Here is a 16,827-nt window from a genome sequence, read left to right on the forward strand (position 1 = left end):
AAGCTGGACAGCTCCGCGGGAATTTCCCCGTCGCTGCGCCTGATTCATCGTGCTCCACTCGCGAGGACTCGTGCGGCTGCCCGGAAACGCTGCGCCAGCGGGCGCAACGCCGCGTCCGCGTCCAGCCCGGCCAGACGTCGCTGGTCGCGTTGCAAAGCCTCGGACAGCGACATCGCGCGGCCGGTCTCCAACCGCAGCGCGGCCTGTTCGGCGTGTCCGGCCTGTGCCGCCGCGTACGCGCCGGCGACGGGCAGATGCTGCGTCGCCAGCAGCCAGGTCTCCCGGTCGCCGGCGATCAGCTGCCGTTCCCGCAGGCGGCGCATCGCGGTCAGCGCGAGGGCGTACGCGTCGTCGGCCTGCGCCCAGTCACCGTGTTGGGTCGCCCACCGGCCCCAGGTGTCCGCGACGGCGACGGCGGTGCCGGTCGTGGTCTCCAGGGCGGAGCGGGTGGCCTGCCGGTAGGTCGGGCCGGCCTGCGGGTCGCCGAGTTCGGCGAGGACGTTGGCGAGGTTGCCGAGCACGGTGGCGCGGGACGCGGTGTCGCCGGGCAGCTCCGCGAGCGAGTCACGGTACGCGTCGGCGGCGGCGCTGAGGTCGTCGGATCGGCCGGTTCGCCCGTACCGATCCCAATGTCCGCTGCCCAGATTGTTGAGCAGGCCGGGCCGGTCGGTGTGGCCGGCCGGCAGCCGGTCGAGGGCCTCCCGGTAGGCCGCGATCGCCGCGTCCAGTTCGCCCGGATCCCCGGTGTGGACGTAGCGCTGGCTGCGGGCGTTGCCGAGCATGCTCAGCCAGACGGCGTAGTCCGGCGCGTGCGGGTTCGTCCGGTCGGTGGCCTCGCCGAGCAGGGTCACCGCCTCCGCGATCAGCTCGGGACGGTCCCGGCGCGCGGCCTGTTCCAGCAGGGCCACGGCCAGGGCGGCGCAGGTCTGCGCGTACGGCGCGGCCACCGGCGGCATGACGGTGCGGGCCTCGCGCAGGGCGGTGACAGCCTCGGCGAGATCAGCCAGGTCGCCCTCGCGCACGAACCGGTCGTACAGGGTCGCGCCGAGGTTCAGCAGGCGCCCGCCACGGTCCGGAGAGCGCTGCGGCGCTGCGGTCACGGCGGCACGGGCGGCGCTCACACCGGCCACATTCGTACGCATGCCCGCGGTTTCGCCTCGGGCGGTGTCCATCATGGTGCGCAGATTCCGGCCGTAGCCTGCTGCCGCCTCGGCGTCGGGCGCGGCGGCAACGGCCTGCTCGGCCAGGGCGATCGCGCGGCGCAGGTCGTCGTCGCGGCCGTCGCGGCGGAAGCGAGCGAACCGGGCCTCCGCCAGCGCGCCGGCCAGCCGGGCCGGCACCTCCGATCCGGCATCGGCGACCTCGGCTTCGGTCAGGGTGATCGCCTGGTCCAGGGCGGCCACATCGCCGAGCCACTCGTACGCCAGCACCAGGCTCGTGCACCGGTTCTGCGCCGCGTCGCGCCGATGCTCGCCGCCCGGCGCGGCCGCCGCGTACGCCTGCTCGAAACGCCGTGTCGCGGCGCGACAGTCGATCTCCGCACCGTCCCTGCGGAAGCGCGTCAGCAGCGCCCAGCCGGCGCCGTTCAGCGCCATCGGATGCGCGCGCATGTCCGCATCCTCGAGGATCCGGTCCCACAGCTCGATGCTGCGGTCCAGAGCAGCCGGATCGTCAGCGCTGCGCCGTTCGGCCTCGGCGAGGCCGTCGAGCAGACGGGCCAGGGATCTTCTGCGCAGGAATCCCACCCGGCTATTGTCGCCCACCGCTCGTCCGGTCGCCGCACCTCAGGTGGTCACCTGACGCCGAGACGGGCGGCCAGCCCGCGCAGTCCCTCCGGTGTGCTGGTCGGCGCATACCGCAGCCGGGAGACGAGATCGCGTACCGAAGGCCGGTGTACCTCTTCCGGGGCGTGCCGTTCGGCAGCGAGCAACGCCTGCACAGCCCGCTCCGGTCGGCCGTGGGCCGCCCAGGCGCGGGCGGTGTCGACGCAGTACCGGCCGTACCGTTCCGGCCCGGGCAGCTGCGCCGCCTCGACCTGGCGGGCGGCGTCGAGCGCAGCCGGTGTGTCCCCGAGCGCCGTGTACACCCCGATCGCGTAGATGTTGACGGTGGCTGCGCTGAACGGGATGACCCTGCCGTCAGCCGGCCGACGCAGACGTCCGGCCGACGAGGCGGCCTCGTCGAGGAAGGTGCCGGCATCGCCGGCGCGACCCGCCTGAGCGCTGGCGTAGGCGGCGGTGCACAGCAGGTTCCCGTACGCGGCGATCAGCGCGTCGGTGGCGTCACGCCCATCGGCGTCGAGCCGCTCGGCTGTGGTCCTGAGCAGACCGACTGCTCCGGCGTGGTGGCCCTCGCGGCGCATCGCGATGGCCATGGTGTGCGCGGCGGACGCCACCAGAAGCCCGTCACCCGTATGGCGGGCCATCGTCAAGGACCGGTCGGCGAGCACCCATCCGAGCGCGTCCTCGCCGTCCTTGGCGCACAGCGACGACGCCAGGACGTAGGCGCGGGCGAGCATCCCGGCTGCGGTGTCGCGGGCCCCGCCTGCCGCGGCATCGTGGGTGGCGTGCAACTGGGCGAGCAGACCCGGCAAGGTACGGCCGAGCTCGGCGTACCGGCTCGCCGCGTAGGCACGATGTGCGTCGGCCAGCCTGGGCGCGGCCGCAGGAGGCTTCAACGGTGCGGTCGGCAGCGCACTGGCGAACAGCAGACCCTCCAATCCGTTCGAGGCGACGGCGGGAACCGGAGTGCTCACGCTGACGGCTGCGGTGACCGCCATGCCGGTGAGGAGGGTTCGCCTGCGCATCGAGTCGCCGTCTCCGCTCGTCTGAGGTTCGGGCAGCTTATCGGGAGCAACGGCACCCGGGAACGCCATTGCTCCGGTGGTGGTGTGTCGTACCCGCGTCGGTGACAAGCCGAGATGTTGCGGCGGGATGCCGAGCACATCGGCCAGGCGCCGCCGCACCTCGACCAGGTGCAGCGGATTCTGTCCGCGCTCGAGGCGGGACATCGTGGAGGCGCTGTAACCGCAGCGGGCACCGAGTTCACCGAGGGTCCAGCCGGCGGCTTGGCGGGCGAGGCGGATGACAGTGCCGGCCTCGTCGTCGTGCACCGCGCTGCGCATCCGGTCGGTGCTCCACACCGGATGGGAGCCGTCGATCGGACCGCTCGGGACCTCCATGCTGCGGACAGTATCGGACCCTTCAGATCAAATCATCTGATCTATCCTCGTTTGCGGGCCTTGGCACGTGCCGTGCAGGGCCTGCAAACCGTGTTGGCAGAGGACGGCCGGGTGAGCGGTGATGAAAGTCCGGCTCGCACCCGAGGGAGGACGCCGAGATGGTCCGGCCTACGTTGTCTGGCACCTCGAACGCAGCACCGCGCCGGAGCGTGCGGCTCCGATTCCTGCTACTCGTATCGACGATCACGGGAGTGGCCGCAGCCCTCCTCGTGCTTGCCGCCGGCTCAGGCGTTGCCGCCGCGATCCTCTCCGCCGGAGGCGCCTTCGGTTCGGCTCTGGCCCTCCTGCTGCAGCTCGCCGACCACGTTGACCGCATCCCGGCTACCGCCTCGATGAGCGTCAAACGCCGGCGATCACGGTCGTCACCAGGCGGTCGACATCAGCCTGCGTCACGTGCAGGTGTGGCGACACCCGGATCGCGTCGCCGCGGCGGGCCACGAAACAGTTCGCGTCCTTGAGTGCGGCGGCGACCCGGTCGGCCGCGCCGGCGGGCACGCGCAAGCCCAGCAGGTGCGGGCCGCGCGGCTCGGTGACGGTGACGCCGATGCCGGCCGCCGCGATCCGGGTGGAGATCTGCGCTGTGATCGTGGCGAGGGTGGCGGCGATGTTCGACGGGCCCCAGGCCAGGACCTGTTCGAGGGCCGCGACCGCCATCGGGGTCAGTTCGAACAGTGTTCGCGCGCCCTGGTCGTAGCGGCGGGCGCCGGGCAGATACTCCTCGCGGTAGTCCACCAGCGCGGCGAAGTTGTCCGAGCCGGCCCGCACGATCCAGTTCTCCTCCAGGGGCCGGCCCGTCCGGTGTTCTTCGCCGACCCACAGGTAGCCGCGCCCGAACGGGCCCAGCAGCCATTTGTAGCCGACCGAGACGACGAAGTCGGGGCGCAGCGTGGCGACGTCGAGCGGCATCACCCCGAGTGACTGGCTGGCGTCCACGACGAGCCGGGCGCCGGCCGCACGGGTTCGCGCGGCGACCTGCTCGAGGTCGACCAGCCCGCCGTCGGTCCAGTGCACGTTGGGCACCGACACGATCCCGGTCCGCTCGTCGATCGCGGCCAGCACCGCCTGCGTCCAGGACTGGCCGTCCTCGCGGGTCACCGTCCGGATGTCCACGCCGGAACGCTCGGCCACCCGCCGCCAGGTGTAGACGCCGGACGGGTACTCCCCCGCCAGGACCAGGATCTGCTGCCCCGCTTCGACCGCGAGGTTGGCCGCGGCGACCGCGAACCCGTAACTGGTCGCCGGCACCAGCGCGATCCCCTCCGCGTCGCCGCCGACCAGCCGCCCGGCCAGCGCCCGCAGCCGCTCCACGTCGTCGAACCAGTCGGCTTCACCGATCTCCCACGGCCGGGCCCGCCGGCTCAGCGCCGACTCACCGGCCGCGTGAACCGACCGCAACGTCGGCGACAGGCTGGCGGTGTTGAAGTACGCGACGTCGTCGGGCAGGTCGAACAGATCCCGCTCGGAGTCCCAGTCAGCGACCACACCCCGGACCCTAATGCGGCGGCTGCTGGGTGCGTAAGGTCGGATCATGGACGTTGTCGTGGTGGGCGCCGGGATCGCCGGGCTCTCCTGCGCCCGTGCCCTCACCGAGGCCGGTGCCCGGGTCCGGGTCGTCGAGCGCGGCCGGGTGGTGGGCGGCCGGCTGGCCAGCAAACGCTACAACGGCCGGTACGCGGACATCGGCGCCGCCTACTTCGTCGCCGACGATCCCGGCTTCGCCGCGCAGGCCGCCTCATGGCAGTCGCGTGGCCTGGCCCGGCCGTGGACGGACACCCTGCTCGTGTATCCCGGCGGAACGCGGACGACCGGACCCGTACGGTGGGCGGCTCCTGGCGGGTTGCGGTCCCTGGCTGCCGATCTCGCCGCCGGGCTCGATGTGCGGCTGTCGACCACGCTGGACGCGGTCCCGCAGGATGCGGACGCGGTCGTGCTCGCCATGCCGGGTCCCCAGGCGCTACGGCTTGCTCCACCGGCCGGCATCGCTGAGGCGGCGCAGGCGCAGCGCTGGCAGCCGGTGATCGCCGCCGTGCTGACCTATCCGTCGCGCGAGTGGGGCGACCTGCACGGCGCCTTCGTCAACGACCACCCCGCCCTGGCCACGATCTGCGACGACGGCGACCGTCGCGGCGACGGCGCTCCGGTCCTGGTCGCGCACTCGAGCGCCACGCTGGCCGCCGAGCACCTGGATCACCCCGAGGCTGCCGCGCCGATCCTGGCCGGCGCTGTCCGCGAGGTGCTCGGCGTCGCCGCCGAGCCCGAGGTGCACGTACACCGGTGGAGCTTCGCCCAGCCGGAGCCGGTCGATGCTGCGTACGCCGTCGACGGCCGCGTCTGGCTCTGCGGTGACGCTTTCGGCCGCCCGCGCGTCCAGACCGCCTGGCTGTCCGGCCGCGCCGTCGCCCGGGCACTGCTCGGGTCGGATTCAGCCGCCGATCAGCAATTCACGTAGCGCCGCGACAGCCGCGTCGTCGCCGACGGCGACGACCGCGTCACCGGCCCGGAGAACGAAGCCCGGTTCCGGCGAGGCGATCGCCCGGCCGTCACGGATCACCGCGACCACAGAAGCACCGGTACGGGTACGCGAACGCAGGTCAGCGAGCCGTCCCCCGCAGTACGGCGAGCCTGCCACCAGCGGGATGCGCACTGCCGCCACGCCGTCCAGACCACGCGTCAGGTGCGTCACCTCGTCCACGAACACGGGCTGGCCGAGAAGCTGGGCCATGGTGCGCGCCTCGGTATCGGTGAGGACGGCAGTGTGCCGGACCGTCTCGTGATCCTCGGCGTCGTAGGCGATCAGCTCCCGACGGCCCCCGAGCCGCGTGACCACACCGATGCGCTGCCCGTCGGCCGTGCCGAAGGTGTACGACACGCCCACGCCCGGCAGAGCGGTCCTCTCGAGTTGCATCAAACCTCCTCACCTCGTTCCTGCATGCTCGGGCAGCGTCGGCGATGGAGGCGCTGTCGGCCTCCACCGCGTACGGGCAGCGGCGGACCGCAGTGTCCCGGGAGGCACCGCGCCCGTCGGTGCCCCCATAGGTGATCAGCCCGAGGATGCCGCCGGCCGCCGCTGCGATCAGCGGAGCTCCCAGCACGACGTCCAGGCGGACGGGCGCCGGAACGACCACGATCAGCACGATCCCGGCGAGCAGTCCGAGCCAGGCGCCGAGACCGGCGCCGATCAACGCCGCGCGGCCTGCGGCGAAGCGCCTGGAGCGCCCATTGCCGCCCGGGTGGACGTCAGCGATGCGGGCCATGTCCTCTCACCTGCCTCGAGAACGATGCGGCCCGACCACCATCACCGGGCACGGCGCGTGGTCGATCAGGCTGCGGCTCGTCGATCCCAGGATCAGCCCGCCGAACCCGCCCAGACCGCGGGAGCCGACGACGAGCAGGCCGGCCGAGATCCGCCGGCTCACGGCGATCAACCCTGCGGCCGCTGAATCAGCGGACACGACTTCGGTGCGGTAGTCGACGCTCGGGTACCGGGCGCTGACGCCGTGCGCACCCGCTGCGGCGTCGCCGACGGTTGCCCAGAACGGCAGGTTGCTGGTGACGATGGCGCCGGCTGAACTCGTTCGCGCCGACTGATACGCCAGGACCAGTTCGGCGTTGCGGAGCCGGGCCTGCGCGAAGGCGGCCTCCGCCGCGAGCCGGGCCCCGGAGGAACCATCGGTGCCGAGCACGACCGGCCCGTCGTCGGACAGGTCGTCACCGCGCACGATCACGGTCGGGCAGTGGGCGTGGCCGGCGAGCTGGGTCGCCACCGACCCGGTGAGCAGCCCGGCGAACCCGCCCGAACCGCGATGCCCGGCGACGAGCAGTTGAGCGTTACGGGAGGCGTCGAGCAACGTCGCACCGGCCGGCCCGTCCAGCAGCTGGGTCGTCACCTGGAGGGTCGGATGCTCCTGCTGGACCTCGTGTGCCGCCTTCGCCAGCAGGTCGAGCATCGCCGCACGCGGACCCTGATCATGCAGGTCGTAGGCGGCGTGGAACGGTGGCAGGATCACCGGCCAGCCCAGCGCGTGGATGATCTGCAGAGCAGTGCCGCGCCGCTGCGCCTCACGCGCTGCGTAGAGGGTCGCGCTCCGCGCGGTTGCCGAACCGTCGAAACCGACGACTACCGGGGCGTTCATGGCGAACCTTCGTTCCTTGGTCGATGTCGGCGGGCTCGATGGCACGGCCCTTGGTCAATGCCGGCGGCTCTGATGGCACGGCACGCAGAACCGGGCGTCCGGGTATGCCCGCAGGCGGCCGAGCGGAATGGTTCGCCGGCATCCCTCACAGGTTCCGTACGTGTCCTGGGACATGCGCCGCAGGGCATGGGCGGTGTCGGCGACGTCCTGGCGGGCCGCTCGCGTCAGCGCCGCCAGGGTGCGCGGGTCGAAACCGCCGTGCCGGGGCATGGCCTCGCACAGCACCAGTGCGGTCAACCGCTCGGTGCGGGTGGCGTACTGCTCCTCCAGGATGTCGCGCAGCAGTCGCGAGGCGCCGGCTTCGGCCGGTCCGTGCGTGGTGGCCGTCATGAGCCGATCCCCTCTATCGCCGGGCTCGCTCGGGGTGGAACGGTTCCGCGCTGAACGGATGTGTCCGGTTGACCCGGGAACGGACCAGGTCGGCGTCGTCGACGTCGTAGCCGATGCGGTTGACCACCGCGCTGATCCCCGGAACCGTCGCCGCCAGCCGGGCGGCGATGTCGGCGGTGGAGCGGCGGCCCACCGCGCCGGTGAGAGTCGCGGTCCCGGCGTCGACGCGCGCCCGCACCTGCTCCGGGTGGATCCACAGCCGGCTGCGCAACACCCGCTGGACCTCCTCGGCCTGCCTCTGCATGAAGCACCTCCAGATCTGCTGGTTGAATCACCTACGCCAAGCATCACGGCGGGTTGTCCCGGCAACTGCGTTCAGTGATGGACAACAAGCCGGGCTTTGCTTGCCGGGCATCGGCAATCACCGGGCAGCCGGAACGGCCGGGCGCCGCAGCCGCTTGCCGGACGTGGTGAGCCGGTCGACGACGCCGGTGACGCCCGGGACCGCCGCCGACAACGCGATGGCGGTGCCGGCGCTGCCCCGCCACCCGGCGCGCCGGGTGAGGGTGACGACGCCGTCGTCCACGGCGACCTGGATCGTGTCGGCCGGGATGCGCAGGGTGTCGCCGAGGACGCGATGCACCACTTCGTCGCGGATGACGGCGTCGAGACGATCATGCATTTTCAGAAGGTCCGACCTGGTGACGATGCCGAGCAGCCGGCTCTCGTCGTCGACCACCAGCAGGCGGCCGACGTCACCTCGGCGCATCATCCTGGCGGCGGCCGCGAGCGGCGCGCCGGCTTCGATGGTCAGCGGCGGTGCGCTCATCACCTCCGCAGCCGTGCCGTGCGGCCACTGCAGCAGCGGGGCCGTCCACCGGCGCCGCCACCCGGTACGTGACCCGCCTTCCCCGCCGAGCTCGATCTTCTCGTGCAGGTCCGTCCAGGACACCACGCCGAGGACGACGTCGAAGCTGTCGGTGATCGGGACCGCGCTGATCCGGCGCTCCGTCAGCAGGGTGACGATCTCCGCCACCGAGGCGTCCCCGGAGGCGGTGATCACGTCGGTGGTCATGACGTCACGTACTTGCCACTGCCGCATGGTCGCTCCTCTCATTTCCGGTTCGCTCCCAGGCTTGCCGGATGGCTCCGGCAACGGCAGGGCACAGAGCCCAGCTATCCAGGGGCTAAACTGCCGACTGTCGGCAAGCAACGAGCAACACGGACCAGCACGTCTGCGGGGTGCCTGATGACCGACCGCGCTGGACGGCCCCGTCGGCGCCGCCCCTCGGCGCCCGGCCCGGACGATGCGTGGCTCGTCGAGGTGGCCGACGGCGCCAGCCGCGACGCCGGCGGCGTTCCGGTGCAGTTGCTCGGCGACTATCTGCTGCTGCTCGCCGACGCGGCGATCGACGGGCGCCAGGTCAAGAAGCGCGAACTGGACGCGGTCGGCCGGCTCGGCAGGCAGGCGGCCGAGCAGGGCATCTCCGCCGGGCGCGTCGTACAGCTGTATCTGTCCGCGGCCCGGCGGCTGTGGCAGGACCTGCCGATGGTCGTACGGTCCCGCGACCGCGAAGCGGTGCGCGCGGCCGCGTCCGCGGTGCTGCAGGTCGTGGACAAGGCCGTCGCCACCCTCGCCGAGGGCTACGCGGACGCGCGCCGCGACCTGGTCCGGCGGGAGGAGACGCTGCGCCGCGAGCTGATCGACGATCTGCTGCGCGGCGACTCCGATCTGGGCACGCTGGTGGAGCGCGCGGAACCGTTCGGCCTGGACCTGGCCCAGAGCCACCAGGTGGCGCTGGCCGCGCCGAGCCGGCGGCTGCCGGACGCCGACACGGCCATCACCGCCTTGGAGGCGGTCGTGTTCGACCGGCTCGGCGACCGCGACGTGCTGGTGGCGACCAAGGACGGGCTGCTGGTGGTCATCGCGCCGGCCGAGCCCCCGGCGGGTCCGGCGCCGTCCGCGATGGAGGCGGGCAACGAACTCGGTGGTCTCATGCACAGCGAACTGAGCCGGCTGCCCCGCGGACGGCCCTGGCGCGTCGCCGTCGGCCGAGCCCACCCGGGCCTGTACGGCATCGCGCGCTCCTACGAGGAGGCCCGCGAGGCGCTCACCATGGCCGGGCGGCTCAACAGCGACAGCCCGGTCACCAACGCCCACGACCTGCTCGTCTACCGGGTGCTGCTGCGCGACCAGCCGGCCATGGCCGACCTCGTCCAGGCGGTGCTCACCCCGCTGGCCCAGGCGCGTGGCGGCGCCGCGCCGCTGCTGGACACACTGGACGCCTACTTCGCCACCGGCACCGTGGCCACCGCGTCGGCCAAACGCCTGCACGTCTCGGTGCGCACCGTCACGTACCGATTGGACCGGGTCAAAGCCTTGACCGGCTACGACCCGGCCGATCCGGCGCACCGGTTCACCCTGCAGGCGGCCGTGATCGGCGCGAAGATGCTCAACTGGCCGCAGGAACCGCTGCCGGTCCCGGGCTGATCGGGCCCGAAGCGGCCACAATGAGGTGTGACCCCCGCCACTGACCCGCTGGCGCCCGCCACCCTCGGGCCGGTCCGCCTGCGCAACCGGGTGATCAAATCAGCCACGTTCGAGGGCGCAACTCCGGACGGCCTGGTGACCGACCGGCTGATCGCGTACCACACCGCGGTGGGCCGCGGCGGGGTCGGCATGACCACGGTCGCCTTCCTCGCGGTCGCCCCGGAGGGCCGCATCCAGCGCGGCCAGATCCATTGGCGCCCCGAGGCGTTGCCCGGGCTGCGCCGGCTCGTCGAGGCCGTGCACGCCACCGGCGCCCGGATCAGCGCGCAGATCGGGCACGCCGGGCCGCTGGCGAACTCCCGCTCCACCGGCTCGCGGTCGCTGGCCCCGTCGCGACGGTTCAACCCGCTGTCCCTGAGCTTCGACCGGGCCGCGACCCGCGCCGACCTGCAGCGCATCGTCGACGCGCACGCGTACGCCGCCGCCCTTGCCCGCGATGTCGGCTTCGACGCTGTCGAGATCCACCTCGGCCACACCTACCTGGCCGGGTCGTTCCTCTGCCCGAAACTCAACCGGCGCACCGACGGGTTCGGCGGCACGTCGGCGCGCCGCGCCGAATTCCCGCGCCGCATCCTGGCCGCCGTCAAGCAGGCCGTCGGCGACGACGTCGCCATCACCGCCAAAATCAACATGACCGACGGCGTACGCGCAGGACTGCGGCTCGACGAGTCGATCCCCTTCGCCCGGACCCTGCAGGCCGACGGGCACCTGGACGCCCTGGAGCTGACCGGCGGCTCCTCACTGCTCAACCCGATGTACCTGTTCCGCGGCGACGTGCCGCTGTCCGCGATGACCGCCGCGCTGCCGCCGTGGGTACGCCCGGGCCTGCGGATCTTCGGCCGCCGGTTCTTCCGCCACTACCCGTACCAGCCGCTCTACTTCCGCGAGCACGCCCTGCAGTTCCGCCGCGAACTGTCCATGCCGCTGATCCTGCTCGGCGGCGTCACCGACCTCGACGGCATGCGGACCGCCATGCGCGACGGCTTCGACTACGTGGCCATGGCCCGCGCCCTGCTCCGCGAACCCGACCTGATCAACCGGCTGCGCCGCGACCCCACCGCCCGCTCGCTGTGCACCCACTGCAACCTGTGCGCGGCCAGCATCTTCACCGGCACCCACTGCCCGTGGGACGTCGACGGCACCGCGGCCCTGCTCCGCGCCGACGCCGGGTGAGGCGGTATCAGGTTCACCGCCGAGCGGGAGCCTGCTCCCTCGCCGGAGGGAGGTGACCAGGCCCGCCCCGCTCCTACCGTCAGCCGTATGAGAGCAGCAACGATCGGGCGCGTCGCCGCGTACGGCGCGGCGTTCGCGATGGCGCCGTACTTCGTACTCAAAATCTTCTGGACGCTCGACGGCCTGCACGGCGGCGGCCTGCACGAGGGCGCCTGGAGCCACCTGACCTGGGCGGTCATCAACGGGCTGACCGTGGTCATGTCGGGGCTCGCCATGCTGCTCGGCCTGGCGCTGGCGCAGCCGTGGGGCCTGCGGGCGCCGGCGTGGCCGATAGTGGTCCCGGCCTGGATCGGCATGGGGTTCCTGGTGCCGATGATCCCGCTCATCCCGTTCCTCGCGCTGGTGAACACGGACACCGGGGACAGCGGCGCGGCGGCGCCGATGTCCGCCTGGGAGATCGGCCTGCTGTCGGTGTCATTCGCCGGTTTCGCGGTCGGGGTGGTGCTCGCGGCGCCGTTCTATGCCGCCCGGCGCTGGCCGGCGGCGTTCCACGGCACCGACCTCCCGGCCCGAACGGGCGTGCTGGTCACCGTGGCGCGGCTGGCGGCGGCCCTGTGCCTGGCCCTCGGCCTGCCGCAGCTGGCCTGGGCGCTCGGGGCGACGATCGGCCTGAACCAGGCGACGCTGGAACACCGCGACGCGCCATGGCACCTGCTCACCGCCAACAGCGCAGTGTGGGCGCTGTTGGCGGCGTGGAGCGTGTGGACGCTGACCCGGCGCACCAGCCGGGCGCCCCTGTTCGTGGCGTGGCTGGCGTCCGGATTCCTGTTCGCGTGGGGCTCGTGGAAGGCGGCGTTCTCCTTCGCGGTGACACCGGAGTTCCCGCCGCCGGAGCAGCCGTGGGTGCTGACCCTGCAGAACCATTTCGGCGCGGTCGCCGGGCTGATGATTCTCATCGTGGTCCTGCTCACCGTCGCCGCCAAGACCGACCGCGTTGACTCCGCTCAGCCGCGGGTCAGCGTCAACGCCGCATCGATGATCGACCCGGCGTCGATGCCGTGCAGCCGGTAGGCGTCGGCAAGACTCGACGACTGACCGAACGAGGTCACCCCGAGGCAGCGGATCCGGTCCCCGCGTGCCGCACCGAGGAACGCCAGCGTATGCGGGTGCCCGTCGTGGACCGTGACCAGCGGCGCCGGGCACCCGGCGGGGAACAGCTCGTCCAGGATGCTGCCGCCCACCCCCGCATCCCGGCTGCCGCGCTGCTGGAACGAACGGAACACCAGGTCAGGGCTGGTCAGACAGACCACCCCGGCCCTGATCTGTTCCGCGGCCAGCGCCTCGGCCGCCGCGACCACCTCCGGCATGATCGCGCCGACCCCGACCAGCGTGACGTCCTCGTCGCGCAGCGCATGACCGGCGGGCAGCCGGTAACCGCCGGCCACCGCCTGACGCCGCCGGCGTTCCCGCAGCGCCGGCTCCTCGGGCACCCGCGCGAGCTGCGGGTCGACCGGCCGGGTGGACAACCGGAAGTAGGCGGAGGTGCCACCTTCGACCCCGACCTGGCTCATCGCATGCAGGAAACACCACTCCAGGTCCTGGCCGAACGCCGGCTCCCAGGCGACACATTCGGGCTGTTCCAGCGCGATCGACGGGGTGGTGATCGACTGGTGCGCCCCGCCCTCCGGCGCCAGCGTCACCCCGGACGGGGTGCCGACCAGGATCGACTGGCCGCCGGCGTAGATGCCGTAGGACCAGGGTTCCAGGGCCCGCGCCACGAACGGGTCGTACAGGGTGGCGATCGGGATCAGCCGCTCACCCCAGCGCGACCAGGTCGCGCCGAGCTCGCCGAGCAGCGAGACCAGGTTGACCTCGGCGATGCCGAGCTCGATGTGCTGGCCGTTGCTGTTCTCCTGCCAGCGCAGCACCCGTTCGGCGTCGTCGGCGAACCAGTCGCGCCGGTTCTCCACCGACCACACCCCGGTCTTGTTGATCCAGCCGCCCAGGTTGGTGGACGACGCGACGTCCGGCGAGCAGGTGACGACCCGGGCGGCCGCCTCCGGGGCGTCGCGGGGCAGGTCGGCCAGCAGCCGGCCGAGCGCGGCCTGCGTACTGGTGGGTTTGCGATAGCCGTGGCCGAGCTGCGCAGGCACCCGGACCGGTGCGGTGGGAGCGGTGGGTTCGCGGCGCAGCGTACGCCCACGCTGCGCGCACAACAGGCCTGCGGCGGTGCCGGGCCCGAACCGCTGCCATGGCGACTGCCGGTCCATGCCCGACGCCGCCGCGAGCGCATCCATCTGCACGCCGGACAGCAGCGCCGAGTGGTTGTTCGGGTGCCCCTCGGTCGGCAGGCCGCGGCCCTTGACCGTGTAGGCGAACACCACCGTCGGCCGGTTCGCGTCGACGTCGCGGAAGGTGTCGACGAGCAGCCCCAGATCATGGCCACCCAGGTCGCGGACGGCGGCGGCCAGCTCGGCCGGCGGGATCTCGTCGAGCAGCACCTTCAACTCCTGGCTGTCGTCGAAGGCCAGGATGCGCTCGGCGACGTCCGCGGAGTCGACCCGCAGCATCCGCTGGTACTCCTCGTTCGGCATCGCCTCGAGCCGGGCCCGCAGCGCCTGCCCGCCCGGACGATCGAAGAGCCGGGAGATGATCCGCCCCCACTTGAGGACCACGACCTGCCAGCCGGCGGCGGCGAACATGCCCTGCAGCTTGGCGATCTGGATGTCCGGCACGACCCGGTCCAGCGACTGCCGGTTGAGGTCCACCACCCACAGCAGCTCGCCTAGCTTGGCGACCGCCGGGTCCATGACCGCCTCCCAGATGGCGCCCTCGTCGAGCTCCGCATCACCGAGCAGGCTGACGAACCGCCCGGCGGCGGGCGCGCCCGGAACACGAGAGGCCAGGTAGCGGTGCGCCATCGCCGCCCACAGCGCGGCCGTCGCCCCGATGCCGACCGAGCCGGTGGAGAAGTCGACCGTACCGGGATCCTTGCGCCGCGACGGGTACGACTGCAGGCCGCCCTTGGCGCGCAGCATCGGCAGGTACGCCTCGTCGAGGTCGCCGAGCAGATAGTTGATGGCGTGCAGCACCGGCGAGGCGTGCGGTTTCACCGACACCCGGTCCTGGCTGGTCAGCTCGGCGAACCACAGGGCCACCATGATGTCGACCATCGAGGCGCTGGACGCCTGATGGCCGCCGACCTTGACGCCGGAGTCGTTGGGCCGGCCGGCGTTCGCAGCGTCGACGATCGACGCCGACAGCCACAGCACACGGCGGGCGATCTCGCGCAGGACCTCGGCGTCGGGCTGGTTGTCACTCATGGGTGTCTCCGGTGGGTGCGGCTGCTGTCGGGTGGAAGCAGGAACAGGCGCGCCGGCGGTAGCCGCGCGCGCCTGCTCGCATCCTGTCCCAGGCCAGCCCAATGTTCCAGCCGATCAGCAGCGGAAGTTGCTGCCGCGGCCGGAGAGATGGTGGCCCGGTGATGACGCGGGCCCGAAGTGATCCGGAGGCGTACTATCGACCGGAAGTCTGGGCCAGAGTGTGAGGTGTGATGTGACAGCCGCTGGCGGGCCGGCGTACCGCCGGGTGGCGGACGCCCTGCGAGAGGGCATCCGCAACGGTGAGCTGGCACCCGGCAGCCGGCTGGCGTCGCTGCCGAAGCTTGGCCAGGAGTTCGATGTCAGCCCGGACGTCGCACGTCAGGCCCTCGCCGTTCTTCGCGCTGAGGGCTTGGTCGAGACCCGGCAGGGAGCCGGCGCGTTCGTCCGCGCCTTCGCGCAGATCACGCGACGGGCACCGGATCGCCTCGCCCGCGAACGGTGGGTCGGCGGCGAAGCAATCCAGGATGCCGACACCGGGCCACGGTGGCGGACCGTCGACATCACCGTGAACGAGATCCCCGCACCCGCTGCTGTCGCGGTCGCCCTGGACCTTTCGGAAGGCGAGCCGGTCGTGGCACGTAGCCGCCGGTTCCTGGTCGACGAACGACCCGTTCAGCTGGCCACCTCCTACTTCCCCGCCGATCTCGTACGGGGAACCGCGATCGCCTACACCGACACCGGCCCGGGCGGCAGCTATGCACGCCTGGCAGAACTGGGTCACGAGCCGGTCCGGTTCCGGGAACGCGTCGAGGACCGGCTGCCGGACTCGGCGGAGCGATCCACGCTGGCGCTGCCCGCCGATGGCAGCCGCATATTCGAGGTGACCCGGCTCGCGTTCACCGCCGATGGGCGATGCGTGGAGGTGAACCGCATGGTGCTGGACGCGGCCGTGTACGTGCTGGAGTACGAATTCTCCGCCTGAGCACCATACGCAACTCTGGCCCAGAATATTGACTCTGGCCCAGAGTTGGAAGAGCCTACACATGGGCCGTTGAACCCGGATCAGATGCCGGAGGACGATTTACAGCCCCGCGTTCCCGCGAGTCAGGGGTGGCAAGACGTCCTCCGGCCCGGCCCTCGCAACAGCGCGGCGGCACAACACGAACGACTATGTGGCCTACGCGTGGGCGCGGGAACGAGTCTGCGGTGTGGCTGCACGAAGGGTGGGCAGGTCGGCGACCTGTACGGCTTCGGCGAGGCCTGCATCGATGGCCAGCAGGGAAAGCAGGCGTAGCGGACGGCCGGTTTCCGCTGCGGCCTGCATCTTGTGATGTCCGTCGAGCAAAAAATGGGCGAGCGCCCAATGTGTGTAGTAGTCGGGTCCCTGCTCGTCGGCGGGTGCGCAGACGTCGAGGATCGAGACAGCGACCGCCGTTGGTATCGCGCCGCCGGCCAGGTGGGCGGCGTAGGCGGTGACCCGGTCGCGTTCGTTCCATGAGGGCGGAACCATCGGGACCACGAACTCGTACAGGTGCGCGTCCGCGTCAATTGCCGTCTCGTAGGTGCGGTAGTACGGGGTACGCGGATATGCCGGCAGCCCCCAGAAGGATTCGAGTCCCCACGTCGCGACCTGTTCCTCGGCGAAGTAGTCACCGGCCTTCGACGGATTGATCAGGCGCGGCTCCACCTGTAGCAGAAGTGGCTGATACCGGCCTTCCGGCAGCAGAGCCGCGAACTGGGAAATCACCTCCTCGTCGAGACCGTCCGGCCCGGCGGCCAAGCTATCCGCGCCGTCGGGTGAGAACGTCGTCGTCGCGCCTTCGAGGCGCTCGAAAAGGAACTGGCACGTGCCACACCAGAAGCTCAACTCGAACGCCGGCGCCTCGTCGACGGTCAGCAACCGTCGGCCGGCCCACGCGCCTTCCGGCTTCGTTTGCTCGACGAAACGCAGCCGCGGTTCCGTGGCGTTTCCGACAATCCGTGGAGCTCCCACCGCCAACAGCATGGAGTCACTGT

15 protein-coding genes are annotated in these 16,827 nt (G+C 72.0%); 5 read left to right on the forward strand and 10 right to left on the reverse strand.

The genetic code is table 11. From position 1 onward, the window contains the following. Positions 1 to 44 precede the first annotated feature (44 nt). The 3 genes from OHA21_RS17390 to OHA21_RS17400 all read right to left on the reverse strand — a co-directional run bounded on the left by OHA21_RS17390 (position 45) and on the right by OHA21_RS17400 (position 4,723). Positions 45 to 1,745: a hypothetical protein gene (locus OHA21_RS17390; protein WP_328475084.1), complete on the reverse strand. Its 1,701-nt coding sequence runs from the start codon at positions 1,743 to 1,745 to the stop codon at positions 45 to 47. Between the two features lie 47 nt (positions 1,746 to 1,792). After that, the gene (locus tag OHA21_RS17395) at positions 1,793 to 3,181 is read right to left on the reverse strand and encodes a helix-turn-helix domain-containing protein (protein WP_328475085.1); all 1,389 of its coding nucleotides are present in this window, start codon (positions 3,179 to 3,181) and stop codon (positions 1,793 to 1,795) included. Between the two features lie 399 nt (positions 3,182 to 3,580). After that, positions 3,581 to 4,723 carry an aminotransferase class V-fold PLP-dependent enzyme gene (locus tag OHA21_RS17400; RefSeq protein ID WP_328475086.1) on the reverse strand — a complete coding sequence of 381 codons (1,143 nt, stop codon included), beginning with the start codon at positions 4,721 to 4,723 and terminating at the stop codon, positions 3,581 to 3,583. A gap of 46 nt (positions 4,724 to 4,769) precedes the next feature. Between OHA21_RS17400 and OHA21_RS17405 the strand changes: the two genes are divergently transcribed. Then, positions 4,770 to 5,690, forward strand: coding sequence for an NAD(P)/FAD-dependent oxidoreductase (locus tag OHA21_RS17405; RefSeq protein ID WP_328475087.1), 921 nt, complete (start codon positions 4,770 to 4,772; stop codon positions 5,688 to 5,690). On the opposite strand, the gene OHA21_RS17410 is transcribed toward OHA21_RS17405, so the two are convergent. The 5 genes from OHA21_RS17410 to OHA21_RS17430 all read right to left on the reverse strand — a co-directional run bounded on the left by OHA21_RS17410 (position 5,664) and on the right by OHA21_RS17430 (position 8,866). Further along, entirely contained in the window at positions 5,664 to 6,146 is a 483-nt protein-coding gene (locus tag OHA21_RS17410) for a cation:proton antiporter regulatory subunit (protein ID WP_328475088.1), read from the reverse strand. The genes OHA21_RS17405 and OHA21_RS17410 overlap by 27 nt on opposite strands. A 355-nt stretch (positions 6,147 to 6,501) precedes the next feature. Continuing rightward, positions 6,502 to 7,374, reverse strand: coding sequence for a universal stress protein (locus tag OHA21_RS17415; protein WP_328475089.1), 873 nt, complete (start codon positions 7,372 to 7,374; stop codon positions 6,502 to 6,504). 54 nt (positions 7,375 to 7,428) lie between these two features. Continuing rightward, entirely contained in the window at positions 7,429 to 7,764 is a 336-nt protein-coding gene (locus OHA21_RS17420; protein ID WP_328475090.1) for a TraR/DksA family transcriptional regulator, read from the reverse strand. A 13-nt stretch (positions 7,765 to 7,777) separates the two neighbouring features. Next, on the reverse strand, positions 7,778 to 8,068 hold the full coding sequence (locus OHA21_RS17425) for a BON domain-containing protein (protein WP_328475091.1): 291 nt from the start codon (positions 8,066 to 8,068) through the stop codon (positions 7,778 to 7,780). A 117-nt stretch (positions 8,069 to 8,185) separates the two neighbouring features. Then, positions 8,186 to 8,866, reverse strand: coding sequence for a CBS domain-containing protein (locus OHA21_RS17430; protein WP_328475092.1), 681 nt, complete (start codon positions 8,864 to 8,866; stop codon positions 8,186 to 8,188). A gap of 147 nt (positions 8,867 to 9,013) precedes the next feature. On the opposite strand from OHA21_RS17430, the gene OHA21_RS17435 reads away from it, so the two are divergent. The 3 genes from OHA21_RS17435 (at position 9,014) to OHA21_RS17445 (ending at position 12,559) form a co-directional block, all read left to right on the forward strand. Continuing rightward, positions 9,014 to 10,255, forward strand: a complete 1,242-nt coding sequence (locus OHA21_RS17435) for a PucR family transcriptional regulator (RefSeq protein ID WP_328475093.1) — start codon at positions 9,014 to 9,016, stop codon at positions 10,253 to 10,255. A 27-nt stretch (positions 10,256 to 10,282) separates the two neighbouring features. Then, positions 10,283 to 11,488, forward strand: coding sequence for an NADH:flavin oxidoreductase (locus OHA21_RS17440; protein WP_328475094.1), 1,206 nt, complete (start codon positions 10,283 to 10,285; stop codon positions 11,486 to 11,488). Between the two features lie 87 nt (positions 11,489 to 11,575). Then, on the forward strand, positions 11,576 to 12,559 hold the full coding sequence (locus tag OHA21_RS17445; protein WP_328475095.1) for a hypothetical protein: 984 nt from the start codon (positions 11,576 to 11,578) through the stop codon (positions 12,557 to 12,559). Here OHA21_RS17445 and OHA21_RS17450 read toward each other — a convergent pair. Beyond that, entirely contained in the window at positions 12,493 to 14,811 is a 2,319-nt protein-coding gene (locus OHA21_RS17450) for a transketolase-like TK C-terminal-containing protein (protein ID WP_328475096.1), read from the reverse strand. The genes OHA21_RS17445 and OHA21_RS17450 overlap by 67 nt on opposite strands. A 232-nt stretch (positions 14,812 to 15,043) precedes the next feature. Here OHA21_RS17450 and OHA21_RS17455 point away from each other — a divergent pair, with 232 nt between their 5' ends. Beyond that, on the forward strand, positions 15,044 to 15,793 hold the full coding sequence (locus OHA21_RS17455) for a GntR family transcriptional regulator (protein ID WP_328475097.1): 750 nt from the start codon (positions 15,044 to 15,046) through the stop codon (positions 15,791 to 15,793). Positions 15,794 to 15,988: 195 nt separating this feature from the next. Here OHA21_RS17455 and OHA21_RS17460 read toward each other — a convergent pair whose 3' ends face one another. Further along, positions 15,989 to 16,816, reverse strand: coding sequence for a hypothetical protein (locus OHA21_RS17460; RefSeq protein ID WP_328475098.1), 828 nt, complete (start codon positions 16,814 to 16,816; stop codon positions 15,989 to 15,991). Positions 16,817 to 16,827: the final 11 nt, after the last annotated feature.

It is taken from the genome of Actinoplanes sp. NBC_00393 (genome assembly GCF_036053395.1).
Lineage (GTDB): Bacteria > Actinomycetota > Actinomycetes > Mycobacteriales > Micromonosporaceae > Actinoplanes.

Excerpts from the sequence above, each read along its gene's own strand:
- OHA21_RS17395 (WP_328475085.1), bottom strand. The coding sequence starts at position 3,181 with ATGGAGGTCCCGAGCGGTCCGATCGACGGCTCCCATCCGGTGTGGAGC.
- OHA21_RS17405 (WP_328475087.1), top strand. The coding sequence starts at position 4,770 with ATGGACGTTGTCGTGGTGGGCGCCGGGATCGCCGGGCTCTCCTGCGCC.
- OHA21_RS17410 (WP_328475088.1), bottom strand. The coding sequence starts at position 6,146 with ATGCAACTCGAGAGGACCGCTCTGCCGGGCGTGGGCGTGTCGTACACC.
- OHA21_RS17415 (WP_328475089.1), bottom strand. The coding sequence starts at position 7,374 with ATGAACGCCCCGGTAGTCGTCGGTTTCGACGGTTCGGCAACCGCGCGG.
- OHA21_RS17420 (WP_328475090.1), bottom strand. The coding sequence starts at position 7,764 with ATGACGGCCACCACGCACGGACCGGCCGAAGCCGGCGCCTCGCGACTG.
- OHA21_RS17425 (WP_328475091.1), bottom strand. The coding sequence starts at position 8,068 with ATGCAGAGGCAGGCCGAGGAGGTCCAGCGGGTGTTGCGCAGCCGGCTG.
- OHA21_RS17430 (WP_328475092.1), bottom strand. The coding sequence starts at position 8,866 with ATGCGGCAGTGGCAAGTACGTGACGTCATGACCACCGACGTGATCACC.
- OHA21_RS17435 (WP_328475093.1), top strand. The coding sequence starts at position 9,014 with ATGACCGACCGCGCTGGACGGCCCCGTCGGCGCCGCCCCTCGGCGCCC.
- OHA21_RS17445 (WP_328475095.1), top strand. The coding sequence starts at position 11,576 with ATGAGAGCAGCAACGATCGGGCGCGTCGCCGCGTACGGCGCGGCGTTC.
- OHA21_RS17450 (WP_328475096.1), bottom strand. The coding sequence starts at position 14,811 with ATGAGTGACAACCAGCCCGACGCCGAGGTCCTGCGCGAGATCGCCCGC.
- OHA21_RS17460 (WP_328475098.1), bottom strand. The coding sequence starts at position 16,816 with ATGCTGTTGGCGGTGGGAGCTCCACGGATTGTCGGAAACGCCACGGAA.